This is a genomic window from Mycobacterium lehmannii (genome assembly GCF_001499925.1).
Taxonomy (GTDB): domain Bacteria; phylum Actinomycetota; class Actinomycetes; order Mycobacteriales; family Mycobacteriaceae; genus Mycobacterium; species Mycobacterium lehmannii.
On the sequence record NZ_LQIR01000045.1, the window covers coordinates 95,486 to 119,864 of the forward strand.

At 66.1% G+C, this 24,379-nt stretch carries 25 protein-coding genes; 12 read left to right on the forward strand and 13 right to left on the reverse strand.

Going from position 1 to position 24,379, the window contains the following annotated elements:
- Position 1: 1 nt before the first annotated feature.
- Positions 2-586: a TetR family transcriptional regulator KstR2 gene (gene kstR2 / locus AU192_RS19860; protein WP_064399369.1), complete on the reverse strand. Its 585-nt coding sequence runs from the start codon at positions 584-586 to the stop codon at positions 2-4.
- A gap of 172 nt (positions 587-758) precedes the next feature.
- Here kstR2 and AU192_RS19865 point away from each other — a divergent pair, with 172 nt between their 5' ends.
- From AU192_RS19865 to AU192_RS19875, 3 genes are read left to right on the forward strand one after another with little or no spacing between them, the layout of a single operon-like run.
- A complete protein-coding gene (locus AU192_RS19865; protein ID WP_064399234.1) occupies positions 759-1,070 on the forward strand; it encodes a DUF2563 family protein in 312 nt (103 codons plus the stop codon).
- Between the two features lie 6 nt (positions 1,071-1,076).
- A complete protein-coding gene (locus AU192_RS19870) occupies positions 1,077-2,609 on the forward strand; it encodes a putative alpha/beta hydrolase (RefSeq protein ID WP_064399235.1) in 1,533 nt (510 codons plus the stop codon).
- A complete protein-coding gene (locus AU192_RS19875) occupies positions 2,609-3,205 on the forward strand; it encodes a hypothetical protein (protein WP_064399236.1) in 597 nt (198 codons plus the stop codon). Before AU192_RS19870 ends, AU192_RS19875 begins: the two co-directional genes overlap by 1 nt.
- Here AU192_RS19875 and ipdF read toward each other — a convergent pair.
- Positions 3,202-3,990: a (5R,7aS)-5-hydroxy-7a-methyl-1-oxo-2,3,5,6,7,7a-hexahydro-1H-indene-carboxyl-CoA reductase gene (ipdF, locus tag AU192_RS19880; RefSeq protein ID WP_064399237.1), complete on the reverse strand. Its 789-nt coding sequence runs from the start codon at positions 3,988-3,990 to the stop codon at positions 3,202-3,204. The two genes, AU192_RS19875 and ipdF, sit on opposite strands and share 4 nt — an antisense overlap.
- Positions 3,987-5,138, reverse strand: coding sequence for an acyl-CoA dehydrogenase IpdE1 (gene ipdE1 / locus AU192_RS19885; RefSeq protein ID WP_064399238.1), 1,152 nt, complete (start codon positions 5,136-5,138; stop codon positions 3,987-3,989). Before ipdE1 ends, ipdF begins: the two co-directional genes overlap by 4 nt.
- A 47-nt stretch (positions 5,139-5,185) precedes the next feature.
- Between ipdE1 and fadD3 the strand changes: the two genes are divergently transcribed.
- The 4 genes from fadD3 to ipdE2 are packed head-to-tail and all read left to right on the forward strand — an operon-like array spanning position 5,186 to position 9,765.
- On the forward strand, positions 5,186-6,730 hold the full coding sequence (gene fadD3, locus AU192_RS19890; protein WP_064399239.1) for a 3-((3aS,4S,7aS)-7a-methyl-1,5-dioxo-octahydro-1H-inden-4-yl)propanoate--CoA ligase FadD3: 1,545 nt from the start codon (positions 5,186-5,188) through the stop codon (positions 6,728-6,730).
- On the forward strand, positions 6,730-7,866 hold the full coding sequence (locus AU192_RS19895) for an acyl-CoA dehydrogenase family protein (RefSeq protein ID WP_064399240.1): 1,137 nt from the start codon (positions 6,730-6,732) through the stop codon (positions 7,864-7,866). Before fadD3 ends, AU192_RS19895 begins: the two co-directional genes overlap by 1 nt.
- 4 nt (positions 7,867-7,870) lie before the next feature.
- Complete coding sequence (locus AU192_RS19900) at positions 7,871-8,824, forward strand: acyl-CoA dehydrogenase family protein (protein ID WP_064399241.1); 954 nt, start codon at positions 7,871-7,873, stop codon at positions 8,822-8,824.
- Positions 8,824-9,765, forward strand: coding sequence for an acyl-CoA dehydrogenase IpdE2 (gene ipdE2 / locus AU192_RS19905; RefSeq protein WP_064399242.1), 942 nt, complete (start codon positions 8,824-8,826; stop codon positions 9,763-9,765). The genes AU192_RS19900 and ipdE2 overlap by 1 nt, the downstream gene beginning before the upstream one ends.
- A gap of 3 nt (positions 9,766-9,768) precedes the next feature.
- Here the strand turns inward: ipdE2 and AU192_RS19910 are convergent, their stop codons facing one another.
- Positions 9,769-10,134, reverse strand: coding sequence for a SpoIIAA family protein (locus AU192_RS19910; protein WP_064399243.1), 366 nt, complete (start codon positions 10,132-10,134; stop codon positions 9,769-9,771).
- Positions 10,131-10,433 (reverse strand): hypothetical protein, encoded by a 303-nt coding sequence (locus AU192_RS25205; protein ID WP_064428177.1) that lies wholly within the window; start codon positions 10,431-10,433, stop codon positions 10,131-10,133. The genes AU192_RS19910 and AU192_RS25205 overlap by 4 nt, the downstream gene beginning before the upstream one ends.
- A gap of 55 nt (positions 10,434-10,488) precedes the next feature.
- Here AU192_RS25205 and AU192_RS19915 point away from each other — a divergent pair, with 55 nt between their 5' ends.
- Both AU192_RS19915 and AU192_RS19920 read left to right on the forward strand, forming a co-directional pair.
- Positions 10,489-10,920 (forward strand): MerR family transcriptional regulator, encoded by a 432-nt coding sequence (locus AU192_RS19915; protein WP_064399244.1) that lies wholly within the window; start codon positions 10,489-10,491, stop codon positions 10,918-10,920.
- Positions 10,920-12,095 carry a pyridoxal phosphate-dependent aminotransferase gene (locus AU192_RS19920; protein WP_064399370.1) on the forward strand — a complete coding sequence of 392 codons (1,176 nt, stop codon included), beginning with the start codon at positions 10,920-10,922 and terminating at the stop codon, positions 12,093-12,095. The genes AU192_RS19915 and AU192_RS19920 overlap by 1 nt, the downstream gene beginning before the upstream one ends.
- Before the next feature lie 26 nt (positions 12,096-12,121).
- On the opposite strand, the gene AU192_RS19925 is transcribed toward AU192_RS19920, so the two are convergent.
- From AU192_RS19925 to AU192_RS19940, 4 genes are read right to left on the reverse strand one after another with little or no spacing between them, the layout of a single operon-like run.
- Positions 12,122-13,582 (reverse strand): HNH endonuclease signature motif containing protein, encoded by a 1,461-nt coding sequence (locus tag AU192_RS19925; protein ID WP_082694222.1) that lies wholly within the window; start codon positions 13,580-13,582, stop codon positions 12,122-12,124.
- A gap of 59 nt (positions 13,583-13,641) precedes the next feature.
- Positions 13,642-15,537, reverse strand: coding sequence for an acetoacetate--CoA ligase (locus tag AU192_RS19930; protein ID WP_064399371.1), 1,896 nt, complete (start codon positions 15,535-15,537; stop codon positions 13,642-13,644).
- A complete protein-coding gene (locus AU192_RS19935) occupies positions 15,534-16,280 on the reverse strand; it encodes a 3-hydroxybutyrate dehydrogenase (protein WP_064399246.1) in 747 nt (248 codons plus the stop codon). The genes AU192_RS19930 and AU192_RS19935 overlap by 4 nt, the downstream gene beginning before the upstream one ends.
- A complete protein-coding gene (locus AU192_RS19940) occupies positions 16,277-17,641 on the reverse strand; it encodes an MFS transporter (protein WP_064399247.1) in 1,365 nt (454 codons plus the stop codon). The genes AU192_RS19935 and AU192_RS19940 overlap by 4 nt, the downstream gene beginning before the upstream one ends.
- A gap of 70 nt (positions 17,642-17,711) precedes the next feature.
- Between AU192_RS19940 and AU192_RS19945 the strand changes: the two genes are divergently transcribed.
- Together AU192_RS19945 and AU192_RS19950 are read left to right on the forward strand one after the other, a co-directional pair.
- Positions 17,712-18,668 carry a LysR family transcriptional regulator gene (locus AU192_RS19945; RefSeq protein ID WP_064399248.1) on the forward strand — a complete coding sequence of 319 codons (957 nt, stop codon included), beginning with the start codon at positions 17,712-17,714 and terminating at the stop codon, positions 18,666-18,668.
- 10 nt (positions 18,669-18,678) lie between these two features.
- The gene (locus AU192_RS19950) at positions 18,679-19,446 is read left to right on the forward strand and encodes an alpha/beta fold hydrolase (RefSeq protein WP_064399249.1); all 768 of its coding nucleotides are present in this window, start codon (positions 18,679-18,681) and stop codon (positions 19,444-19,446) included.
- A 5-nt stretch (positions 19,447-19,451) separates the two neighbouring features.
- Here AU192_RS19950 and hsaB read toward each other — a convergent pair whose 3' ends face one another.
- Genes hsaB through hsaA form a run of 4 tightly spaced genes read right to left on the reverse strand, consistent with a single transcriptional unit; the run spans position 19,452 to position 23,044 of the window.
- Positions 19,452-20,018, reverse strand: coding sequence for a 3-hydroxy-9,10-secoandrosta-1,3,5(10)-triene-9,17-dione monooxygenase reductase subunit (gene hsaB, locus AU192_RS19955; protein WP_064399250.1), 567 nt, complete (start codon positions 20,016-20,018; stop codon positions 19,452-19,454).
- 19 nt (positions 20,019-20,037) lie between these two features.
- Positions 20,038-20,937 (reverse strand): iron-dependent extradiol dioxygenase HsaC, encoded by a 900-nt coding sequence (gene hsaC, locus AU192_RS19960; RefSeq protein ID WP_064399251.1) that lies wholly within the window; start codon positions 20,935-20,937, stop codon positions 20,038-20,040.
- On the reverse strand, positions 20,934-21,848 hold the full coding sequence (hsaD, locus tag AU192_RS19965; protein ID WP_064399252.1) for a 4,5:9,10-diseco-3-hydroxy-5,9,17-trioxoandrosta-1(10),2-diene-4-oate hydrolase: 915 nt from the start codon (positions 21,846-21,848) through the stop codon (positions 20,934-20,936). The genes hsaC and hsaD overlap by 4 nt, the downstream gene beginning before the upstream one ends.
- Positions 21,849-21,859: 11 nt before the next feature.
- The gene (gene hsaA / locus AU192_RS19970) at positions 21,860-23,044 is read right to left on the reverse strand and encodes a 3-hydroxy-9,10-secoandrosta-1,3,5(10)-triene-9,17-dione monooxygenase oxygenase subunit (protein ID WP_064399253.1); all 1,185 of its coding nucleotides are present in this window, start codon (positions 23,042-23,044) and stop codon (positions 21,860-21,862) included.
- Positions 23,045-23,246: 202 nt separating this feature from the next.
- Between hsaA and AU192_RS19975 the strand changes: the two genes are divergently transcribed.
- Positions 23,247-24,305 carry a ferredoxin--NADP reductase gene (locus AU192_RS19975; RefSeq protein WP_064399372.1) on the forward strand — a complete coding sequence of 353 codons (1,059 nt, stop codon included), beginning with the start codon at positions 23,247-23,249 and terminating at the stop codon, positions 24,303-24,305.
- Positions 24,306-24,379: the final 74 nt, after the last annotated feature.

A 24,379-nucleotide genomic window follows, 5' to 3' on the forward strand; every position in this document is an offset into this window, starting at 1 on the left:
CTCATTTTTTCGTGATGCCACCAAGAACGATAGCGAGATACTGACGGCCGACCTCTTCGGCCGTGAGCGGTCCGCCCGGCTGGTACCAGCGGACTGAAACCCAGGTGGTGTCGCGGATGAACCGGTACACCAGATCAACGTCGATGTCGGGCCGGAAGTAGCCCTCTTCGACACCCTGGTTGAGCAGGTCCAGCCACATCTTGCGTTGCTCTTTGTTGCGCTGCTCTACATAGGAGAACCGCTCCTGCCCGGACAGCCGCTTGGCTTCGTCCTGATAGATGACGACCTGCGCGTGCCGGTGCTCGATCGCCTCGAACGAGGTCATGAACAGACCCTTGAGGCGCTCCAGCGGGTTGGGTTCGGTGTCGACGATCTCCTGGTAACGCGTGAACAACCAGTCGAGGAAGCCCCGCAGGACTTCGTCGACCATTTCTTCCTTCGATGAGAAGTGGTGATACAGGCTGCCTGAGAGGATGCCCGCGGAGTCGGCGATATCGCGCACCGTCGTCGCGCGCAGGCCTCGCTCGGCGAACATCGTCGCGGCGAGCTCGAGTAGCTCGGCGCGGCGCGTCGGCGGCTGGCTCACCGGCTGCTTCTGTGGCACCTGATCCACCGACACAGGATATCAACCAAGCGCTTGCTTGCCTACTTGCGTCCCGGTTGGCGAGCCGGTTTTGTACTTACGAGCGGTGACCGACGAGCGTTCTGGAGCGAAATCCGCGCACAGAGCGACCTCGGAATCCCCTTAGAGTTGAGCCATGTTCGTCGATACCGACCTGCTTCGGATGGGAGCCGGCTTCGCGAAGAGCGCCGGTGAGATCGTGAAACGTGGTGCGGACGAGTTCACCGCCACAGCACTGCCTTCCGGAATCTTCGGCGACTTCGACAGCGCGAATGATTTCCACAGCGCATTGGGCCGCGCGCACGAGGCACATGCGACGACGATGCGCCTGCACCATTCCGACCTCGAGGGCTTCGCCGCAAAGGCGACCGACGGCGCCACGCTGTTCGACGAACGCGATCGGGTCGGGGCGGCCGCGGTGCGCGCGGCGGGCGAGCCGATTGCCTGAGCCGACGTGACGGTCGACCTCAAGCACCTCGATGTCGGGCTGCTCACCGGCTCCGCCGGGGGAGATCCGTGGCAGGTCAACCGCACTATGCAGAGCGGGTCTCCGGGCCAGATCAGCGAGCTCGCGACGGCGTTCTACAACGCCGCAGCGTGCACCACCGAAACGAGCAATGAATTCGCCGTAGCCCAGCAGCGTTTCGCTGCGGCATGGGATCGGCAGGACGGTGGCGGCCACCCGATCAACGACTCGGCGGAGGTGAAGCGCGCCACCGAGTCCCTGAAACTCAACGACGAGCAGATCCGCCGGATCGCCGTAGACCTGCAGAACGTGTCGGCGTCACTGGCCGAAGCGCAGCGCAGCGGTGACGTTGTGGTCTCGAACCTCGACGCATCACTGAAGTGGATCGACAATCTGATCGAGCATGAACTCGCCGTCGCCGCGGCTAACGGTGAAAAGGCCGATGTCGAGGGTTTTAGGCAGGCGGCTGTCGACCGGACCCGCGAAGCACTGGAATCGGTTCAGGCGGTGCGCGATGGTTATTCCGAGCAGCTGACCAAGTCTCGTCACGAGATGGCTGCCGAGGGCTACTCCCCGGAAGCAATGCAACACGTTGAAGGTGAACAAAACTCGCTGGCAGATCAGGAGGCCAAAGCCGAAGCAGGTCAGTACGGCAGCGGTCAACGCGAGCGCGACGAGGCGTTGGTGAACTCTCTTGGCGAATCGACGCCGGAGAAGCAGGCCGCCGCGGCACGGTTACGAGATTTCGACATCATCAACGACCCGACAGCCAGCTTGGAACAAGTGCGCTACGCGGGCCAGCGGCTCGACGATCACCACACCTCGATCGCTCAGGGCCCGCTGCCGACCGATCCGGTTCTCGGCGGTGACGCCCGGTCCCGGGCGCGCACACGACTGGAGATGCAGGCGATGCTCGAGCGGGGACTGGTGGGGGAGCCGCCGATATCACCGGATCGGGCCACGGCGATGATCAACCGAACTGAGGTGCTGACAAGGGAATTGGTCGTCTCACGCGTACAGGAACAGCTGACTCGGGCCGGTATGTCACCCGAAGGCGCCGCGGCCGCTACCAGCAGCATGGCGCAGGGGGTCGTCCCGAAAGAGTTGGTGGAGGCGGCGTCCGCTGCGAACAAGCCGATCGCGGCTGGAGCGAAAGCGTTCGGCTACTTCGCCGATTCTCTACCTCTGAAAGACCATCCAGTGCAAGGTATGCCGGGGTTCTCGGCGAGCGACGTAGATGTGCTCAAGAAGGTTGGAGGCAACCTTGGGGTAGCCGGGAACCTCGTCGACTTCGGTGTCGGAATGTACGAATGGCGAAACGGCGCTCCGCTCGGCGAGGTTGCCGCCAAGACCGGCGGCGGCATGGTCGGCGCCTCGGGAATGGCCGCCATCGGCGCGTGGCTCGGGGCCCCGGCAGGCCCGGTCGGAGTCTTCGCGGGCGCGTTCATCCTCGGCTCCATCGGCTCTCTCGCCGGAGAGCAAATCGGCAAGGGTATCTATCAGAAGGTGGCTGGGAACTGATGAAGGACTTCTTCATGCTTACCGCGTTCGGCGGCCTTGCCGCTGCGATCCTCGCGGGATGGCTGCCGCCAGATATCGGACGCATCGTCTACTGGACTGGCGCCGTCGTCACGACCGTCTCCGTGTTCCTCATGGCCTATCCGCCGGACTGGCAGGAAGGCCTCCTGATGGCGCTCTTTGCTCTGGGCGCCATCACCTTCGTGGCTTACTTTTGGACCCGGTTCATTTCGATCCGCGGCAAGACCTATTCGCTGTTCGCGGATCCAGACACCATCGATGACTACGGCCTTGGCTTGACCCCCGCAAAGACTTGGTGGTTAACGGTTTTCGCAGTGGTAATACTTGTCGGAGGCGGTGCTTCCTTCGTCGCCGACGGCGCTGCGTTCTGGGTCCCGGTTGGTATGGGCTCCATCATCTTATTCAGCGCCTTCTCCCTCGGATATCGCGATGCGTTGGCCCACCGACCCATCGCGGCCGGACAGAAAGTGCAGCTCACCCTGGTGACCGTGCTGACCCTGGGCGTCTTCGCGATCGTGTATCTGGGAGCCTACAAAGCCGGCGCGCGCCGAACCGCCGAGAGGCGCACTACCGGTTAGGCCCGTTGACTCGACACGGAGATGACTTCTCCCGTCAGGTAACTGGAGTACTCACTGGCCAAGAACGCGATGGTGGCGGCGACCTCCCATGGCTCGGCCGCGCGGCCGAACGCCTCGCCCTCCGACAACCGATCCAACAGATCCGCGCTGCTGGTCTTCTCCAAGAACTTGTGCCTCGCGATGCTCGGCGACACCGCGTTGATTCGCACCCCGTACTCGACGGCCTCGATCGCACTGCACCGAGTCAGCGCCATCACCCCGGCCTTGGCTGCGGCGTAGTGCGACTGTGAATGCTGTGCGCGCCAACCCAACACGCTGGCGTTGTTGACGATTACGCCGCCATGGTCGGCGTCGCGGAAGTACCGCAACGCCGCCCGCGTCGCACGCATCACCGACGTCAGCGTGACGTTGAGGACGCGGTCCCACTCTTCGTCTGTCATGTCGACGACGGGGGTCTGCCCGCCGAGGCCGGCATTGTTGACCATGACGTCCAGTCGGCCCATCCGCGCCGTCGTAGATGCGATCAACGCATCCACCTGCGCGGTGGAGGTCACGTCGCATACGACACTTTCGACCCGCCCCAACCCGAGTTCGAGCAACTGGTCGCGTGCCTCTCCGAGGCGCCGCTCGTGGTGGTCGGAGATAACCACGTCGGCACCCTCGAGCAGCGCCCGGCGTGCCACCGCGGATCCGATACCGGTGCCCGCGGCCGCCGTCACGACGACCACCTTGCCGGTCAGCAGGCCGTGTCCCTCAATCTCTTTCGGGGCTTCTGACAGGTTCACGAAGGCCTGACCTCTCGGGGTAGGCCGAGCACCCGCTCGGCGATGATGTTGCGCTGCACCTCGTTGGACCCGCCGTAGATCGTGTCCGCCCGCGAGAACAGGTACAGCCGCTGCCACTCACTGAAGTCGCCGTCGGTCAGCGTTAGACCCTCGCGGCCGAGCACGTCCATCGCGATCTCGCCGAGCTCGCGATGCCAGTTGGCCCACAACAGCTTCGAAACGTTATCTTGACCCGGCTGCTCGACGTCCATGGTCGCCAGCGCATACGACCGCATCGTCCGCAGCCCAGCCCACGAACGCGCCAAACGCTCCCTGACCAACGGATCATCCGCTGCGCCAGTGCGTTTCGCCAACTCCGCCACACCCGAGAGCTCGCGGGCGTACTCGATCTGCTGGCCCAGCGTCGACACCCCGCGCTCGAACGTCAGCGTGCCCATCGCGACCCGCCAGCCGTCACCCGGTTCGCCGACGACCAGCGACGCATCCGTGCGGGCGTCGTCGAAGAAAACCTCGTTGAACTCCGAGTCGCCGGTCAGCTGCACGATGGGGCGAATCTCCACGCCCGGTTGATCCAGCGGCACCAGCAGATACGACAGACCGGTGTGCCGCTTGGAGCCCTTCTCTGTGCGGGCGACGACGAAGCACCACTGCGCCCAGTGCGCGAGCGAGGTCCACACCTTCTGCCCGTTGACCACCCACTGGTCGCCGTCGAGTTCGGCGGTCGTGGACACGTTGGCGAGGTCGCTGCCGGCACCCGGTTCGGAGTAGCCCTGGCACCACAACTCGGTCACGTCGAGGATCTTCGGCAGGAAGCGCTTCTGCTGCTCGGGGGTGCCGTACGCGATCAACGTCGGTCCCAGCAACTCCTCGCCGAAGTGGTTGACCTTCGCAGGAGCGTTCGCGATCGCGTACTCCTGGTAGAACGCCACCCGGTGCGCCACCGACAGACCGCGACCGCCGTGCTCTTCGGGCCAGCCCAGGCACGTCAATCCGGCCGCCGCCAGATGCTGGTTCCACGCTCGGCGTTCCTCGAAAGCTTCGTGTTCTCGGCCCGGCCCGCCAAGGCCCTTGAGTGCGGCGTACTCCCCGACGAGGTTGTCGGCGAGCCAGTCGCGGACCTCGGCCCGGAACTCCTCGACCTCAATCACCCTTGTAGGCTAACCTACCAAGCACTTGCTTTGTTAGAGGAGCAGCGATGAGTTCGGATCCAAGGACCATTCCCCAGGTCTTGGACCACATTGCCGACCGATTCGCCGACCACCCGGCCCTGATGACTGAGGACCGGACGTTCACGTTCGCCCAGCTGCGCGACGAGGTCCGCCGGGCGGCCGCAGCCATGATCGACCTTGGCATCAACGCCGGTGACCGCGTCGCGATCTGGTCCCCCAACACCTGGCACTGGGTGGTCGCCTGCCTGGCCACCCACTACGCGGGCGGCGTCGTCGTACCTCTCAACACCCGATACACCGCCAGCGAGGCCACCGACATCCTCTCGCGCACCGGCGCCCCGCTGCTGTTCGCATCGGGCGAGTTCCTCGGCGCCGACAAAGCCGCCTCCATCGACCGCGACGCCCTGCCGCAGCTACACCACGTGGTCCGGGTGCCGATCGAGAAGAACGATGGCACCTGGGACGAGTTCATCGCCCGCGGCACCGACCTCGGCGCGGTGGATGCGCGCGCCGACGCGGTGGAACCCGACGACGTCTCCGACATCCTGTTCACCTCCGGCACCACCGGCCGCAGCAAGGGCGTGCTGTGCGCGCACCGCCAGTCGCTCGACGCCCCGGCGGCGTGGGCCGAGTGCGGCCGACTCACGAGCGACGACCGTTACCTGTGCATCAACCCGTTCTTCCACAACTTCGGCTACAAAGCGGGCATCCTGGCCTGCCTGCAGACCGGCGCCACGCTGATCCCGCAGCTGACGTTCGATCCCGAGAAGACGATGTCCGCCGTGCAGGAGCACCGCATCACCGTGTTGCCGGGGCCGCCGACGATCTATCAGACGCTGCTCGACCATCCCAAGCGCGCCGACTTCGACCTGAGCTCGCTGCGGTTCGCGGTCACCGGCGCGGCGACCATCCCGGTGGTGTTGATCGAGCGGATGCAAACCGAACTGGACATCGACATCGTGCTGACCGCCTACGGCCTGACCGAGGCGAGCGGGTTCGGGACGATGTGCCGTCCCGACGACGACGCCGTCACCGTGGCCACCACATCGGGCCGCCCGATCGCGGATTTCGAACTGCGCATCGACAACCCGGGCGAGGACGACGCGGGCGAGGTGCTGCTGCGTGGGCCGAACGTGATGCTGGGCTACCTCGACGACCCCGAAGCCACCGCAGCGGCCATCGATTCCGACGGCTGGCTGCACACCGGCGACGTGGGCACCGTCGACGACAACGGCAACCTGCGCATCACCGACCGCCTCAAGGACATGTACATCTGCGGCGGTTTCAACGTCTATCCCGCCGAGATTGAGCAGGTGCTCGCGCGACTGGATGGCGTCGCGGAATCCGCGGTGATCGGTGTGCCCGACGAACGGCTCGGTGAGGTGGGCAAGGCCTACATCGTGGTCAAGCCCGGCGCCGAACTCGACGAGGACACCGTAATCGCTTACACCCGGGAGCATCTGGCGAACTTCAAGACCCCCCGCTCGGTCGAGTTTCTCGATGCGCTGCCGCGAAACCCCGGGGGCAAGGTAGTCAAACCGCAGCTGCGTGAGAGGGCTGGATCTTCCTGATGGACCTGAATATCGACGACGCGACGCGAGAGTTCCAGGCCGAGGTGCGCGAGTTCCTGGCCGAGAACAAGGACCGCTTCCCGACGAAGTCGTACGACACCGCCGAAGGTTTCGAACAGCACCGACGCTGGGACAAGGTGCTCTACGACGCCGGGCTGTCCGTGATCACCTGGCCGGAGAAATACGGGGGCCGCGACGCCAGCCTGCTGCAGTGGGTGGTGTACGAAGAAGAGTACTTCCGCGCCGGGGCTCCCGGCCGCGCCAGCGCCAACGGCACGTCGATGCTGGCGCCGACTCTGTTCGCCCACGGCACCACCGAACAGCTCGACCGTATCCTGCCGAAAATGGCTAGCGGTGAGGAGATCTGGGCGCAGGCCTGGTCGGAACCCGAGTCGGGCAGCGACCTGGCGTCGCTGCGGTCGACGGCCACCAGGACCGACGGTGGCTGGCTGCTCAACGGGCAGAAGATCTGGAGTTCGCGCGCGCCGTTCGGGGAACGCGCCTTCGGGCTGTTCCGCTCCGACCCCGAAGCCGAACGTCACCGCGGCCTCACGTACTTCATGTTCGACCTGAAGGCCGACGGCGTCACGGTCCGCCCCATCGCGCAACTCGGCGGTGACACCGGTTTCGGCGAGATCTTCCTCGACGACGTGTTCGTGCCCGACAACGACGTCATCGGCGATGTCCACCAGGGCTGGCGCGCAGCGATGAGCACGTCGAGCAATGAGCGCGGCATGTCGCTGCGAAGCCCCGGGCGCTTCATTGCCCCCGCCGAACGGCTTGTCGCTCAATGGAAAGAGAACCCCGACATCGAACTGAAGGAAGCTTGCGCCGACCGCGTGGCCGACGCCTGGATCAAGGCCCAGGCCTACCGCCTGCACACGTTCGGCACGGTGACGCGCGTCGCCGCAGGCGGCGAATTGGGCGCCGAGTCGAGTGTGACCAAAGTGTTCTGGTCCGACCTCGACGTAGCCATCCACCAGACCGCCCTGGACATGCGCGGTCCCGACGCCGAGCTCGCCGACAACTGGACCGAAGGGTTGCTGTTCTCGCTCGGCGGCCCGATCTACGCGGGAACCAACGAGATTCAGCGCAACATCATCGCCGAGCGCCTGCTGGGCCTGCCGCGAAAGTAACCACATGAACTTCGAATTGGACGAACAGCAGCGCGATTTCGCCGCCAGCATCGACGCCGCACTCGGCGCAGCCGACCTGCCCGGCGCGGTTCGCGCGTGGGCCGCCGGGGACACGTCACCGGGGCGCAAGGTGTGGGCTCAGCTGACCGACCTCGGCGTAACGGCGCTCCTCGTGCCGGAGAAGTACGACGGCATCGAGGCTCATCCGGTCGACCTGGTGGTCGCCGCCGAGCGACTCGGCCGGTGGTGCGTTCCCGGCCCGGTGGTCGAATCCATCGCGGTCGCGCCGATCCTGCTCGCCGATGACGAGCGTTGCGCCGGCTTGGCTTCCGGCGAGCTGATCGCGACCGTCGCCCTGCCGCCACAGGTGCCAAGGGCTGTCAACGCCGACACCGCGGGGATCATCCTCGTGGCCGTCGACGGTGAAGTACGTGACGGCGCCGCAGGAGCCGAGCACGAATCGGTCGACCCGAGCCGAAAGCTGTTCGACGTCAACGCGTCAGGCGACGGCAGACCAGCCGACGTGGCCCGCGCCTATGAGTTCGGCGCGCTCGCCACCGCGGCCCAGCTGGTGGGTGCGAGCCAGGCGATGCTGGACATGTCGGTCGAATACGCCAAGCAGCGCAGCCAGTTCGGCAAGGTCATCGGCACCTACCAGGCGATCAAGCACAAACTCGCCGACGTGCACATCGCCGTCGAGTTGGCCCGACCGCTGGTGTACGGCGCGGCCCTGTCGCTTGCCGACGGATCCGCCGACACGGCGCGCGATGTCAGCGCCGCCAAGGCCGCGGCCAGCGACGCCGCACTGCTGGCGGCCCGCTCGGCGCTGCAGACACACGGCGCGATCGGATTCACCCAGGAGCACGACCTGTCGTTGTGGCTGCTGCGTGCGCAGGCGCTGCGCTCAGCGTGGGGGGATCCCGCGGTCCACCGTCGGCGCGTACTGGAGGCCCTCTGATGAGTGAAGAACGCCAACTGCTGCGGGAGACCGTCGCCGCGCTGGTGGACAAGCACGCCTCACCTGCCGCGGTGCGAGAGGCGATGGAATCCGAACGCGGATACGACGAATCGCTGTGGACGCTGCTGTGCGAGCAGGTCGGTGCGGCGGCGCTTGTGGTGCCCGAGGAGCTGGGCGGCGCCGGAGGTGAGCTCGCCGATGCGGCGGTCGTGCTCGAGGAACTCGGCAAGGCACTGGTGCCGACTCCGCTGTTGGGAACCACTCTCGCGGAGTTGGCACTACTGGCCGGCGACGAGCCGGACACCGAAGCGCTCGAGGGGATGGCCGAGGGCACCAGCGTCGGCACGGTGGTCTTCGACCCCGACTATGTGATCAACGGCGACATCGCCGACGTGGTGATCGGGGCAGACGGCGACCGCATGGCCCGGTGGACCGAGTTCACCGCGAACCGCCTGGACGCGATGGACCTGACCCGCCGGCTTGCGCGCGTCGAAGTCCAGCAGAGCACCGACATCGGCTCGGATCCGGGACTGGCCGACACCGCCGCGTTGCTGCTGGCCGCCGAGCAGATCGGCGCGGCGTCGCGGTGCCTCGACCTGACGGTGCAATACACGAAGGACCGGGTGCAGTTCGGCAGGCCCATCGGCAGTTTCCAGGCGCTCAAGCACCGCATGGCCGACATGTACGTCGCGGTTCAGGCCGCGCGTGCGGTCGTCGACGAGGCGATCGCCGCGCCGTCACCGACCTCGGCTGCGCTGGCCCGGTTCTCGGCGAGCGAGGCGTTCACCAACGTCGCCGCCGAAGCCGTCCAGATGCACGGCGGCATCGCCATCACCTGGGAGCACGACATCCAGCTCTACTTCAAGCGCGCGCACGGCAGTGCCCAGCTGCTCGGACCTCCGCGCGATCACTTGCGCCGCCTCGAATCCGAAGTGTTCTAAAGCTCAGGCGCACAGCCACTTCCACGCCTCTGGGCGTTGATCGAGCGAGAACGTCGCCAGCTGGCCTCTCATCAGCAGTGCGGCCGCCACGTTGACGCACCACTCCTCCCATCTCGGTGCCCCCACCATCGCCACCTTCTCGAGGTCTCGGCGGTGCTTCAAATCGAAAAGCGTGTTCTCCCACGCGGCGCCGAGAGTCCAACCCTCGAAGCTGTCGTCCATCACGAACATCACCCTCAGCGTGCCGGATCGATCGAGCAGCGACCGAACCTGCGGCGCGAGGATGTCGCGGTAATCCTCCCGTGTCAACTTTCCCCGCGCATGAATGACGAGAACATTGGCGGCGCGGTCGGCCTCGAGTTCGATCATGACGCGGTGTAGGGCGCGAACAGCTCGTCAGCGGTATGGCGCAAGTCGTCGGGGAGCTCGATCCGCACCACGACCGCATCACCGTTCTCCTCCATGGTGAAGCCGAGAAATGGGCAGCAATTCCGCTCGCCGCGCACGAATGCCCGCACCAGGTCAACGGCGCTCGCGTCATATCTGAGCTCGATCGCTCGGCGTTCTCGACGGAAGTCACGGAGGGCTGTGGAGTTCAGCTCATGGATCCACGCGAGGCGCTTCCGATGGTCGGCCGCAGGCAGGTTACATGCTGGGGGTGGTTCCATATCCTCGAGGATGACCCTTCACGTAGCTTGAGGTTCAAGAGAGCGGGATGTTTCGATGGCTCGGACGGAACTGAAGATCGGGCAACTGGCACGGGCAGCTGGGACAACGCCGTCCACCATCCGCTACTACGAGGAAATCGGCCTGTTGCCACCGCCGGGCCGTGTGGGCGGTCAACGACGCTACCGCCGCGACGACATCGGGCGATTGACGTTCATCAGGCACTGCCGGGAGTTCGGTTTTGCGGTCGCCCAGGTGCGAACCCTGGCGTGCCTGCTGCAGGACACCGACCGGTCCTGCATTGAGGCGCGCGAGGTGGCCGAGACGCATCTTGCTTCCATCCGCGATAAGCTCGCGGAGCTACATGCGCTCGAGCGCGACATCGCGAGGCTTCTCGATGTGGCCAGTGTCGACTGCGACGGCGGCCCGGGCGCGGACTGTGCCGTGCTGCGCGGCCTCGCCGAGCCGGCGTGCGAGGATCACGGATGATGACCGGGAAGATCTCGCTGCGCGCAGGGATCCCCCCGTTCTACGTCATGGACGTATGGCTGGCCGCCGCCGAGCGGCAGCGCAGCCACGGTGACCTGGTCAACCTGTCCGCGGGCCAACCCAGCGCGGGCGCTCCCGCAGCCGTGCGGGCAGCCGCCAAGGAGGCGCTGGAGACGACCGTCCTCGGATATACCGTCGCGCTCGGGATCCCGGAACTGCGCGCAGCAATCGCGCATTCGTACCTGGAACAGCATGGCCTGCAGGTGGATCCGGATGACGTGGTCATCACCACGGGCTCGTCGGGTGGCTTCCTACTGGCGTTCCTGGCCTGCTTCGACGTCGGCGACCGGGTCGCGATCGCCAGCCCGGGTTACCCCTGTTATCGAAACATCCTCTCCGCACTGGGTTGTGACGTCGTGGAGATCCCCTGCGGCGCCGAAACCCGTTTTCAGCCGACGGTGCAGATGCTCGAGGAACTCGACCCGCCCGTGCAGGGTGTCATCGTGGCGAGCCCCGCCAACCCGACAGGCACGGTGATCCCGCCGGACGAGCTCGCTGCGATCGCTTCGTGGTGCGCGTCGCGCGGTGTCCGGTTGATCAGCGACGAGGTGTATCACGGGCTGGTCTACGAAGGTGCTCCCGCCGTCAGCTGCGCCTGGGCGACATCACGGGATTCGATTGTGGTGAACAGCTTCTCGAAATACTTTGCGATGACAGGTTGGCGGCTCGGCTGGCTTCTGGTTCCGAAGGAACTGCAGCGGGCGGTCGACCGTCTCACCGGAAACTTCACCATCTGCCCGCCGACTCTGCCGCAGTACGCCGCGATCGCGGCGTTCACCCCGGAGTCGATCGCGGAGGCCGACGCGCTGCTGCACCACTACGCCGCCAACCGGCAGATGCTGCTCGACGGTCTGCGCGGCCTCGGCATCGATCGCCTGGCCCCGACTGACGGAGCGTTCTACGTGTACGCCGACGTGTCACATCTGACATCGGATTCGCTGTCGTTCTGTTCGAAGCTGCTCGCCGACACCGGAGTTGCGATCGCACCGGGCATCGACTTCGACCCGGCCCGCGGCCATACGTTCGTCCGGCTGTCATTCGCCGGGCCCGCGAGCGACATCACCGAGGCGCTCCGGCGAATCGGCAGCTGGCTGGGTCAGCTGCAGCACCATTAGCAATCCGGTGCGCACGTCGACCGCAGTCAAAACGACGGCGACTCCGAGGCGTTCTGTGCCCGTTCGGCTTTGATGCGCTGGGCACGTTCGACCGATCGGGCGTTCTTGCGCATCGGCATCTTCAAACCGCGGTTGCCGGGCGGCGGGCCGGCACCATGCGGTGGGCCGCTAGCCCGCGGCGGCAGCTCGGCTGCCTTGGTGTCCCATCCGGGGAACAGACTTCGAGACCCCGGATACGTCGTATATGTACGGCCTGTCGGTGACGTCCAGACCGCGGCGCCGTCTGCGCGCAGCAGATACGACCAGTCACCGTCCCAGAAGGTTTTCAGTAGGTGGTGAAGACGGCAGAGGCAAGCCAGATTCGACTGATGCGTTGCCCCGTTCGGGTGGGCCGTGACGTGGTCGATATCGCAGAACTCCGCGCGCCGATGGCATCCCGGAAAGCGGCAGCGCAGATCACGGGCGCGGATGCGACGGGCCAGCTTGGCCGACGGCCGATATCCGTGCTCGGGCTGTTCGTCCGGTTCGCCCAGCGGCCGCAGTGTGGCACCGTTGCGCAGCAGCGCGGCCAGCATCGGGGTGGTCAGCACCTCGGGACCCCCGGCTCCGGATATCACTGCGGTGCCCGGGTCCCGTCGGCAGGCCGCGGTGCGCCGGACGGATTCCGGTGTCGCTTGGGTGGCATCGACCGCGGTCTGGTCGGCGTAAACATTCACCACCACCGACGATGAAGGGGCGGGCTGGGCCGCCCGCGCCGGGCAGGCCGGGGAGCCGCATTCGCACGGTAGGTGGTCGTTGCCGTTCGCAAGCGCCCCGACTGCGTCGCTGCGACGCTCACCGGCCGAACGCGGATCGTCAGGGCACACGGTGGCCACCATCGCGGCGACCTTGCGGTCGAGAACCGCGGCATCGGCGGGTTGCAATTTGCCCCACACCGATGTGGCCCCGTGCTCGTCTTCGTAGGACCCGACTTTGAAATCGCGGCCACGGGCGCGGGCCTGGCTGGCGATCACCGCGTCGGGATCGTACTGCAGCACCAATGCGTCCACGCCGATGCGCAGATCGTCTTCCGACAGCGGTCCCCACTCGTCCGCCCGTTCGGCCAGCGCCGCATCGACCTGCGCCCAAACCGCGTCGTCGGCGATCAACCGGGTACGCCACGTGAGTATCCCGATCACGCGCGCCGAGAGCCGGCCCGCGCCGAACAGCGCACCGACCTTGGGCAGGCGATCGCGCAGGGTTTCGGCGATGCGCATCTGCCCGCAGGCCCTGCCGTGGCTGATGTTCATGGCAGCGGTGACCTCGGCAGCGGTCGAAGCCCACGGATCACACGCCCACAACGCACGCGGATGCTCGTCGTCGCCGACACCGCGGCGCGACATCAGCTCCCCGATCGCCGCCGTGCGCAATGCGCTCGCGGACGCTTCGGCGCGGGTGGCCTCCTCGATGGTGGCCACCAACCCCACTTCATCCACGCCTTCGAACACGTGTTCGATTATGCCACGCCCGGGCGACAAGAATGAACACCCGAATGAGTCGGGATAACTCAGCGCTTCTGTGTGACGTACCAGTCCAACAGGTCCGGGTCGTCGACGGCGCTGCGCTCGACCACCTTCGCGGCGTCGGCGCCCTGGAACAGCTTCTTGATCGGCACCTCGAGCTTCTTGCCCGTGCGGGTGTGCGGAACACCCGGCGCGGCGATGATCTCGTCGGGCACATGCCGCGGCGAGACCTCTTCGCGGACGGCGTTCTTGATGCGGTCGCGCACCTCGTCGGTCAGTTCGGCCCCCTCGGCGAGGACCACGAACAGCGGCATCCAGTATCCGCCGTCGGGCTGGTCGACGCCGATGATCAGGGCTTCGGCCACCTCGGGCAGCCGTTCGACCGCCTGGTAGATGTCGGCGCTGCCCATCCGGATACCGTGCCGGTTCAACGTCGAGTCCGAACGGCCGTGCACGATGACACTGCCGTGATCGGTGATCGTGATCCAGTCCCCGTGCCGCCACACCCCGGGATACATCTCGAAATACGCTGCGCGGTAACGTGACCCGTCGGGATCGTTCCAGAAGCCGACCGGCATCGACGGCATTGGCTTGATCACCACCAGCTCGCCGACCTCGTTGCGCACCGGCTTTCCGGACTCGTCCCACGAGTCCAGGGCGCATCCGAGGTACGGCGCCGACAGCTCACCCGGCCACACCGGGACCGTGCGGACCCCGCCGATGAAAGCGGACACCACGTCGGTGCCGCCACTGATCGAGGACACCTGCACGTGCTCACCGACGTTGTCGCGCAACCACAGTGACGACGACGGGGGCAACGACGAGCCGGTGATGCCGACCGTGCGCAGCGCCGACAGGTCATGCTCCTTGCGCGGCACCGCACCGGCCTTCACGCAGCCCAGCACATAGCCCGGACTCGTCCCCAGCACCGTCGCCTTGACCCGCGCCGCGATCTCCCAGAGCACATCCGGACGCGGCACATTGGGGCTGCCGTCGTAGCAGACGATCGTCGATCCGACCAGCAGGCCCGCCACCTGGAAGTTCCACATCATCCAGCTGGGACTGGTGTACCAGAAGAAGATGTCGTCCGGTCCGATATCGGACTGCAGGCTCACGGCTTTGAGGTGTTCGACCAGCACACCGCCGTGGCCGTGAATGATGCCCTTGGGCAACCCGGTGGTGCCCGAGGAAAACAGGATCCACAGCGGGTGGGCGAAGTCGACCGGCGTCGTGGTCAACTCCTTGCTACTGCTGCCCGCCATGTCGGGTGCCATCACCGTCGCACGCAGCGTTGGTAATCCCTTCTGCAGCGCGGTGATTTCGGCGGCCTTGTCATGGAACTTGCCGCCGTAGGTATAGCCGTCGGTGGTCACCAGCACGGTGGGTTCGAGCTGACCGAGACGGTCGAGTGCGGCCTTGGCCGAATAGTCCTGGCCGCATGCGCTCCAAATCGCGCCGATGCTGGCCGTCGCCAGGAACGCGATCACGGCCTCGGGGATGTTGGGCAGATATCCGACGACCCGGTCGCCGGCGCTCACACCGAGGTCGCGCAGCGTCTGCGCGAACGCCGCCGTGCGTCCCAACAACTCGGCCCACGACACCTCGACGGGATCCCCACCCTCGCGCAGGTACAGGATGGCGGGCCGGTCCGACCGGGCGTTGCGAATCACCTGATCCACATAGTTGAGCTGCACGCCCGGAAACCACTGCGCTCCAGGCATTTCAGCAGAGGTGAGCACTTGCTCCGGGCGATCGCCAAGGTCGAAGTAGTCCCATAACGCGGCCCAGAACTCATCCGGCTCGTCGGTCGACCACTGCCACAGCGTCTCGTAGTCGGGGTGATTTCGGCCGGTGCGGCGCTGCACGAACTGTGCGAAGTCGGTGACGCGCGCTCCGGCCACATCGTCCTCGGTGGGTGTCCATTGCGGAGTTGCGGTCATCGGGCGCTCCACCCACCGTCCATCGTGTACGACGCTCCGGTCACCATCACTGCGGCCGGCGAGGCGAGCCAGGTAACCAGGGAGGCAACTTCTTCGGGTTCGACAAGTCGCTTGATCGCGCTCTCCTTCAACAGAATGTCGGCGACCACCTTATCCTCGTCGATCCCGTGGGTGCGGGCCTGATCGGCGATCTGCTTGGTCACCAGCGGGGTACGCACATAGCCGGGGTCTACACAGTTGCTTGTGACGCCGTGCGGCGCGCCCTCCAGAGCGGTCACCTTCGACAGCCCCTCCAAACCGTGCTTGGCGGTGACGTAGCCGCTCTTGTACTCCGAGGCGCGTAGGCCGTGCACCGAGGAGATGTTGATGACGCGTCCGAACTCCTGCTCGTACATGTGCGGCAACGCCGCGCGGATCAACAGGAACGGCGCTTCCAGCATCAACGCGAGGATTAAGCGGAATCGCTCGGGCGGAAACTCGTGGATCGGGCTGACGTGCTGCACCCCGGCGTTGTTGACGAGGACGTCGGTCTGCAGCCGAAGGTCCTCGAGCGCCGACACGTCGGAAAGGTCGACAGCCCATGGCCTTCCACCGATCTCGTCGGCAACCTTCTTGGCGCCTTCCTCGTCCAGATCCGCGACGGTGACCATCGCCCCGCGCTCGGCGAGGGCATGCGCACAAGCCGCGCCGATCCCGCTTGCGCCACCGGTGACCAACGCGGTGCGCCCGTCGAGATCGCTCATACGACACCCGCCTTGGCGAGTTGATCGCGATCGGCGGCGTCGAGCGTCCCGAGGTCGAGGCCTTTGGTCTCACGGTTGAACAACGCGGCCACCAGGGTGATCGCCGACGCGCCCGCGAGGTAGAGAGCGATGGGAACTGCTGAGTCGAACCTGTCCAGCAGCCAGGTGGCGATGGCAGGAGCGAGCGATCCGGCGACGATGGATGTCACCTGATAGCCAAGGGAGACACCGGAATACCGCATACGAGTCGGGAACATCTCGGCCATGATCGCCGGCTGCGGTGAGTACATCAGCGCGTGGATGACGAGCCCGAGGATGATGGCTGCCATGATCAACGCATAGGAACCGCTGTTCATCATCGGGAACGCGAAGAAGCCCCACGTGCCTCCGAGGATCGCCCCGACGATGTACACCGGCCGCCTACCGAACCGATCAGACAAGCGCCCCACTTGGGGGATCACCACGAAGTGCACGGCGTGCGCGACCAGCAACCACCAGAGGATGTCGCTGGTGTCGGCGCCGACGTGCGTCTTGAGGTACACGATCGAGAAGGTGACCACCAGGTAGTACATGATGTTCTCGGCGAACCGCAGGCCCATTGCGGTGAAAACGCCACGCGGATAACGCTTCAGCACCTCGACCACGCCGTACGAGACGGCCTTGGCGCGCTCGACCTCCTCTTGTGCGGCCACGAAGATCGGGGCATCGGTGACCTTGGTCCGGATGTAGTACCCGATCAGCACCACCACGGCCGACAGCCAGAACGCGACCCGCCATCCCCAGGACAGGAACGCCGTCTCCGGCAGCGCGGCGGTCAGCACCAGCAAGACGACGGTGGCGAGCATGTTGCCCACCGGCACCGCCGCCTGCGGCCAGCTGGCCCAGAAGCCGCGTTTGTCGTTGGGGCTGTGTTCGGCGACGAGTAGGACCGCTCCGCCCCATTCACCTCCGACCGCGAACCCCTGCATGAACCGCAGGACCACCAGCAGGATCGGCGCCCACACCCCGATCTGCGCGTAGGTCGGCAGGCAGCCCATGAGGAAGGTGACGGCGCCGACGAGAAGGATCGCGAACTGCAGCAGCTTCTTGCGTCCGTACTTGTCGCCGAAGTGACCGAAGACGATGCCGCCCAGCGGCCGCGCCACGAATCCGACGGCGTAGGTCAACAGTGCGGCGATCAGGCCGCTGGCCTCACTGGTGCCTTCTGCGAAGAACACCTTGTTGAAGACCAGGGTGGCGGCGGTGGCGTAGAGGAAGAATTCGTACCACTCGACGACGGTGCCTGCCATCGAGGCGACCACGACGCGTTTGAGCCCGGTCGGGACCGGCGCGGCGCCGCTGTCGGCATTGGTGACACCCATCGCACACTCCTTCGGGTTGTGATGGCAGACAAGTCGCCTGTGAGTATTCCCGCAGATACCTCCCCGGGCAATGGCGAAAGGCGCAGGGAGTATCTGCAAAAATGCACACATGACCCAGCCATCGGCTCGGCGACGACCGAGCGCCGATGACCTCCTGGTGCTGCTGGCCGTCGGCCGGTCGGGGCGGTACAACGCGGCCGCCGAGGAACTCGGCCTCAACCACACCACGATCTCCAGGCGTATCGCCGCGCTCGAGGAATCGGTGGGTGGACGGGTGCTGGTCCGCGGCGCGGGCGGATGGGAACTCACCGAACTCGGACGCGACGCCCTGGCCGCCGCGGAGGCCATCGAGTCGGCCGTGCGTTCACTTGCCCTCGATCCCGCAGGCGAGCGCGCGCTCGAGGGTGTCGTCCGGATCTCGGCCACCGACGGCTTCTCGGCCTACATCGCGGCACCCGCCGCCGCGCGCGTACAACGGCAGCATCCGAATGTGGCGGTCGAGATCGTCGCCGCCACCCGCCGCGCGACCCAGCAGAGGTCCGGGCTGGACGTCGAGGTCGTCGTCGGCGAACCCCGAGTCCATCGGGCCAGGGCGATCAGGCTCGGCGACTATTGCCTCGGCCTCTACGGTTCCCGCGACTACCTGGGCGAGCACGGTACGCCGAGGACCGTCGCCGACCTGAACCGTTATCCGCTGGTGTACTTCATCGACTCGATGTTGCAGGTCGACGACCTCGATGCGGCGACGAGCTTCGCGCCCGCCATGCGCGAATCCGTCACGTCCACGAATGTTTTCGTCCACGTCGAGGCGACCCGCGCGGCCGCCGGCCTCGGGCTGCTGCCCTGCTTCATGGCCGACCGCCACGCCGATCTCGTACGCGTCCTGCACACCGAGGTGTCGGTGCGGCTGACGTACTGGCTTGTCACCCGCGGAGAAACACTGCGGCGGCCGGAGGTGGCGGCCGTCGTCGACGCGATTCGCGATCGGATGAGCGACCAGCACGACGTGTTATTGGGCACGGGCTAACGTCGTCGGTATGCCGTTCATCGACCACCCGAAGGGTCGGGCCTACTACCGCCACTGGGCCTCGCCGCAGCCACGCGCGGCGGTGATCTTCCTGCACGGCTTCGGCGAGCACACCGGTCTCTACCACCGCTACGGCTACGCACTCAACGCCGCGGGCTTCGACCTGTGGGCGGTCGACCAGTTCGGCCACGGGCTGAGCCCGGGCACCCGCGGCGACTTCGGATCGACCGAGGACAGCTACTCACTGGCCGACGATCTGATCTCGCTCGCCGAAAGCGCCACGCCCGGAATACCGTTGATCGCACAAGGACATTCGTTCGGCTCGATCGTCACGTTGTTCCGGCTGCTCGACCAGCCCGACCGTTACGCCGGCGGCGTCGTCTCCGGCGCTCCGCTGGTGCCGATGGCGGCGATGCTCGACAACGACACCTCACTGGCCCTGGAGCCGAGTTGGCTGTCCGAGGACCCGTTCTACCTCGATCTGCTGGAGAACGATCCGTTGACGTTCGTCGACGCCGACGGTGTGGCGCTGGCGCGGGAGCTCGATAGGGCCTGGGACCGGTTCGGCGCGGTGCTGCCGAAGCTGACGGTGCCGACACTGGCCGTCCACGGTTCGAACGACCCCCTCGCCCAGGTCGGGGCGGTACGTGCCTACGTCGAGCAGATAGACGCGCTGCGCCTCGCCGAGTTCGAGGGGGCTCGTCACGACGTTCTGAACGAGACCATGCATCAAGAAGTCGCGGCCGCGATCGTCGACTTCATCGACGGGTTGTTGTAGCGCGCCTACAACCAGGTGTCGTCGGTGGTCGCGGTGAGGAAGGCCTCGAGGTCGTCACGCCATTGGGCGGGCGTGTTCTTCTCCGGCTCGATACCGGTGTACTGCCCGCGGTAGAAAAGCAGCGGCCGCGGCTTGCGGTGCGGGACGTCCGACAGCGAATGCACCGCGCCGAACACGACGTAGTGGTCGCCTCCGTCGTGCACCGAATGCACCGAGCAGTCGATGTGCGCGAGCGTGCCTTCGATGACCGGAGAGCCGAGTTTGGACTGGTACCACTCGATTTCGGCGAACTTGTCGGGTTCCTTGGAGCCGAACCGCGCCGAGACGTCCTTTTGGTTCTCGTGCAGCACGTTCACGCAGAAATTACCGCTGGCCTCGATCGCCTGCCACGACCGGGACATCTTCGTCGGGCAGAACAGCACCAGCGGGGGATCCAGGCTCAGCGCGGCGAACGACTGGCACGCGAACCCGACCGGTACGCCGTCGTGGATCGTCGTGATCACCGTGATGCCCGTACAGAACTGTCCGAGCACGCTGCGGAATGTGCGCGGATCGATCGGTTCGGCCGCCATTATCGAGTGATCTTCACCGTCACTTGAAGCCGACGCTGAAGTCGTGGCCCCATAGGCTGACTGCGGTGCTTTCCCGCGCGACCCAGTCTTCGTTGTCGACTTGCAAACCCTCACAACCGAACTCGACGTCGAAGCCGCCCGGCGTCTTCATGTAGAACGACAGCATCTTGTCGTTGACGTGACGACCCAGCGTCGCCGACATCGGCACCTTGCGCCGCAACGCGCGGTCGAGGCAGAGCCCGACATCGTCGGCGCTTTCGACCTCGACCATCAGGTGCACGATGCCGCTCGGCGTCTCACCCGGCATGAACGCGAGGCTGTGGTGGCGCGGGTTGACCCCGAGGAAGCGCAGCCACGCGGGCGCGCCGTCGGCGGGCCGCCCGACGAGCTGGGGTGGTAGCCGCATCGAGTCACGCAGGTAGAACCCCAGCACGTCGCGGTAGAAGTGCAGCGTCTCGGCGTCGTCACGGGTGGTCAGCACCACGTGGCCCAGGCCCTGCTGCTCGGTGACGAACTTGTGGCCGTACGGGCTGACGACGCGACGGTGCTCGAGCGCGACGCCGTGGAAAACCTCGAGCGTGTTACCGGACGGGTCGTCGAAGCGGATCATCTCGTCGACGCGGCGTTCGGCCAGCTCGGCGGCCGAGGCCTCCTTGTACGGCACGCCTTCGATGTCGAGCCGGTTCCGGATGTCCTGCAGCTCAGTGGCGTTGGCGGTTTCCCAGCCGGACTGCAGCAACCGGTCGTGTTCTCCCGGCACGATCACCAGCCGGGCCGGAAACTCGTCCATCCGAAGGTAGAGCGCACCGTCGGTCTGGCCGGAGCCCTCGACCATGCCGAGTACCTTCAGGCCGTACTCGCGCCACGCCGCGACGTCCGTGGCCTCGATCCGAAGGTAGCCAAGCGATTTGATGGTCATCGCGCAACCTCCTTGGGTTTGACCGTCAGAAAGTCGATGGTGAGCTTGTTGAATTCGTCGAACTTCTCCAGCTGAGCCCAGTGTCCGCACCGCCCGAAGACATGCAGCTGAACCCGCGGAATCTGTTTGAGCGCCACCAGCGCGCCGTCGAGCGGGTTGACGCGATCTTCGCGACCCCAGATCAGCAGCACCGGTTGACGCAGCTTGTACACCTCGCGCCACATCATGCCGAGCTCGAAGTCCGCACCCGCGAACGACATTCCCATCGCCTTGGCCGCGGCCAGCGACTCGGGTTGGCTGGCGATCTCGAACCGTTCGTCGATCAGTTCGGGAGTGATCAGGTTCTGGTCGTGAACCATGATGCGCAGGAACTTCTCCATGTTCTCGCGCGTGGGCTCGGCGGTGAACTTGCCCAGCAGCTTGACGCCCTCGGTGGGGTCGGGGGCGAAGAGGTTGACCGACAGCCCGCCGGGACCCATCAGAACCAGCCGGCCCGCCCGCTTGGGGTTGTCGAGCGCGAACCGCACCGCGGTCCCGCCACCGAGCGAGTTTCCGACCAGCGCAGCACGTTCGATGCCCAGGTGGTCGAACAGTGCGAGCACAGCGTTCGCGCTGTAGCGGTTGTACTGTTCGTGCTCGGTGTGCTTGTCGGAGTGGCCGTACCCGGGCTGGTCAACGGCGATGACGTGAAAATGCCTGGCGAGCACCGCGATGTTCTTGGAGAAGTTCGACCAACTCGACGCGCCAGGCCCGCCGCCGTGCAGCAGCACCACCGTCTCGGAGTGGCCGACACCGGCCTCATGGTAGTGCAGCCGCATGTCTCGTTCGCCTGCGCGGACCTGCGCGTACCGAGACGTCGATTCGAAGGTGACCTCGACCTGCTGCTCGGTCTCCTGGATGTATGAGGTCATCTGGCCTTCCGTTAAACCATCGTGTCTTGCGGCGGCAGCCCGAACTCGTTGTTGCCGAAGATCAGGTAGGCGCGTTCGGGATCGTTGGCGGCGTGCACGCGCCCGGCATGGGCGTCGCGCCAGAACCGTTGCACCGGTGCGTCGTTGCTGAGCGCGGTGGCGCCGGAGGCCTCGAACAGTCGGTCGATCGAAGCGATCGCGCGGCCGGTCGCGCGGACCTGGTCGCGGCGGGCGCGGGCGCGCAGCTCGAACGGGATCTCCTCGCCCGCTTTCAGCAGGGCGTACTCGTCGCCGACATTGCCGATCAGCTGGCGCCAGGCCGCGTCGATATCACTGGCGGCCTCCGCGATGCGGATCTTCGCGAAGGGGTCGTCCTTGGCCTTCTCCCCCGCGAACGCCGCGCGCACACGCTTGCCCTGATGTTCGACGTGCGCGTCGTACGCGCCGTACGCCATACCGACGATCGGAGCGGAGATGGTGGTGGGATGCACTGTGCCCCAGGGCATCTTGTAGACCGGGGCGGTGTTGGTCTGGAGTCCGCCCGCCGTGCGGTCGTTCATCGCCTTGTACGACAGGAAGCGGTGCCGCGGCACGAACACGTCTTTGACCTTGAGCGTGTTGCTCCCCGTGCCCTTGAGGCCGACCACGTGCCACACGTCGTCGATCTCGTATTCGGAGCGCGGGATCAAAAAGCTGCCGAAGTCGACCGGCTTGCCGTCCTTGATCACCGGGCCGCCGACGAACGTCCACGTGGCGTGGTCACAACCGGACGACCAGTTCCACGAGCCGTTGACGATGTAACCGCCGTCGACGACGGTGCCCGCACCCATCGGGGCATACGACGAGGAGATCCGCACGGCCGGGTCCTCGCCCCATACCTCTTCCTGCGCCTTCTGGTCGAACAGCGCGAGGTGCCAGTTGTGGACGCCGATGATCGAGCTGACCCAACCGGTCGAACCGCAGGCACTGGCCAGGCGGCGTACCGCCTCGTAGAAGAGCGTCGGATCGCACTGCATCCCGCCCCACTGCTCGGGCTGAAGCAGCTTGAAGAAGCCGACCTCGTTCAATTCGTTGACCGTGTCGTCGGGGAGGCGGCGCAGGTCTTCGGTCGCCTGTGCGCGTTTGGCGATCAGCGGCCGGAGGTCGTCGATCCCGGCTAGGACCGACTGCACGTCACGCTGTTGAATGGACGTCACTGATGTGCCTCCCGATAGGACGGACTGCGATGAGCACGCACGCGAAGCGCGAACCGCTTAGCCGTCAGATTAGAACACGTTACGATTCATGTCGAGTAGGGCATACCTGTAGGACCTGGACCTGCACACATACATTTCTGTAACCTGTTCTAGTTATTGCCCTGGATCGCAGGGCCGGCGGACGTGAGAGGTGGACGCGAAAGTGACCGACGAGCCACTCGGCAGCCACGTGCTCGAGTTGGAACTTGCCGATGTCGTCACTGAGACCGACGATGCGCGCTCGCTGGTGTTCAGCGTGCCCTCCGGTGCCGACATCCCCGCCGAACGGTTGCGGTATGCGCCGGGACAGTTCCTGACCCTGCGCGTGCCCAGCGACCGCACGGGTTCGGTGGCGCGGTGCTACTCGTTGTGCAGTTCCCCGTTCACCGACGACCGGCTGACCGTCACCGTCAAGCGCACCGCCGACGGGTACGCGTCGAACTGGTTGTGCGACCACGCGCACGCCGGCATGAAGATCCACGTCCTCGCGCCCTCGGGCACCTTCGTGCCCAAGACGCTGGATACCGACTTCCTGCTGCTGGCCGCCGGTTCCGGGATCACGCCGATGATGTCGATCTGCAAGTCGGCGCTGGCCGAGGGCAGCGGCAAGGTCGTGCTCATCTATGCCAACCGCGACGAAAAGTCGGTGATCTTCGGCTCGGCGCTGCGTGAGCTGAGTGAGAAGTACCCGGAACGGTTGGTCGTCGTGCACTGGCTGGAAACGGTGCAGGGTCTGCCGAGCGCGGCGGCGCTGGCCGCGTTGACCGCTCCCTACACGAGCCACGACGCCTACATCTGCGGCCCCGGGCCGTTCATGGCCGCGGCCGAGGAGGCGGTCAAGGGCGCAGGACTGCCCGCCGAACGGGTGCACATCGAGGTGTTCAAGTCGCTGGACTCCGACCCGTTCGCGGCGGTGGTCATCGAGGAGGACGACAGCGACGAGGGGCCGGCCACGGCGATCGTCACGCTCGACGGCGAAACCCACGAGGTGCGCTGGCCCCGCAACGCCAAACTGCTCGACGTGCTGCTCGACAAGGGACTCGACGCGCCGTTCTCCTGCCGCGAGGGCCATTGCGGCGCGTGCGCCGTGCTGAAGAAGAGCGGCGACGTCGAGATGGACGTCAACGACGTCCTCGAGCAGTCCGACCTCGATGAGGGTCTGATCCTGGGCTGCCAGGCCCTACCCCGCTCGGATTCGGTCGAAGTCACCTATGACGAATAGCGCGCGGGCTAGCATTCGCCGCACGTGGAAGGGGAGCAACGTGACGAACCGGTTGACCGGCGTCGCTGCGGCGA

Bases quoted from the DNA above. Each gene is read 5' to 3' on its own strand.
- AU192_RS19865 (WP_064399234.1), top strand. From the start codon at position 759: ATGTTCGTCGATACCGACCTGCTTCGGATGGGAGCCGGCTTCGCGAAG.
- AU192_RS19875 (WP_064399236.1), top strand. From the start codon at position 2,609: ATGAAGGACTTCTTCATGCTTACCGCGTTCGGCGGCCTTGCCGCTGCG.
- fadD3 (WP_064399239.1), top strand. From the start codon at position 5,186: ATGAGTTCGGATCCAAGGACCATTCCCCAGGTCTTGGACCACATTGCC.
- AU192_RS19895 (WP_064399240.1), top strand. From the start codon at position 6,730: ATGGACCTGAATATCGACGACGCGACGCGAGAGTTCCAGGCCGAGGTG.
- AU192_RS19900 (WP_064399241.1), top strand. From the start codon at position 7,871: ATGAACTTCGAATTGGACGAACAGCAGCGCGATTTCGCCGCCAGCATC.
- ipdE2 (WP_064399242.1), top strand. From the start codon at position 8,824: ATGAGTGAAGAACGCCAACTGCTGCGGGAGACCGTCGCCGCGCTGGTG.
- AU192_RS19910 (WP_064399243.1), bottom strand. From the start codon at position 10,134: ATGATCGAACTCGAGGCCGACCGCGCCGCCAATGTTCTCGTCATTCAT.
- AU192_RS25205 (WP_064428177.1), bottom strand. From the start codon at position 10,433: ATGGAACCACCCCCAGCATGTAACCTGCCTGCGGCCGACCATCGGAAG.
- AU192_RS19915 (WP_064399244.1), top strand. From the start codon at position 10,489: ATGGCTCGGACGGAACTGAAGATCGGGCAACTGGCACGGGCAGCTGGG.
- AU192_RS19920 (WP_064399370.1), top strand. From the start codon at position 10,920: ATGACCGGGAAGATCTCGCTGCGCGCAGGGATCCCCCCGTTCTACGTC.
- AU192_RS19930 (WP_064399371.1), bottom strand. From the start codon at position 15,537: ATGACCGCAACTCCGCAATGGACACCCACCGAGGACGATGTGGCCGGA.
- AU192_RS19935 (WP_064399246.1), bottom strand. From the start codon at position 16,280: ATGAGCGATCTCGACGGGCGCACCGCGTTGGTCACCGGTGGCGCAAGC.
- AU192_RS19940 (WP_064399247.1), bottom strand. From the start codon at position 17,641: ATGGGTGTCACCAATGCCGACAGCGGCGCCGCGCCGGTCCCGACCGGG.
- AU192_RS19945 (WP_064399248.1), top strand. From the start codon at position 17,712: ATGGCGAAAGGCGCAGGGAGTATCTGCAAAAATGCACACATGACCCAG.
- AU192_RS19950 (WP_064399249.1), top strand. From the start codon at position 18,679: ATGCCGTTCATCGACCACCCGAAGGGTCGGGCCTACTACCGCCACTGG.
- hsaB (WP_064399250.1), bottom strand. From the start codon at position 20,018: ATGGCGGCCGAACCGATCGATCCGCGCACATTCCGCAGCGTGCTCGGA.
- hsaC (WP_064399251.1), bottom strand. From the start codon at position 20,937: ATGACCATCAAATCGCTTGGCTACCTTCGGATCGAGGCCACGGACGTC.
- hsaD (WP_064399252.1), bottom strand. From the start codon at position 21,848: ATGACCTCATACATCCAGGAGACCGAGCAGCAGGTCGAGGTCACCTTC.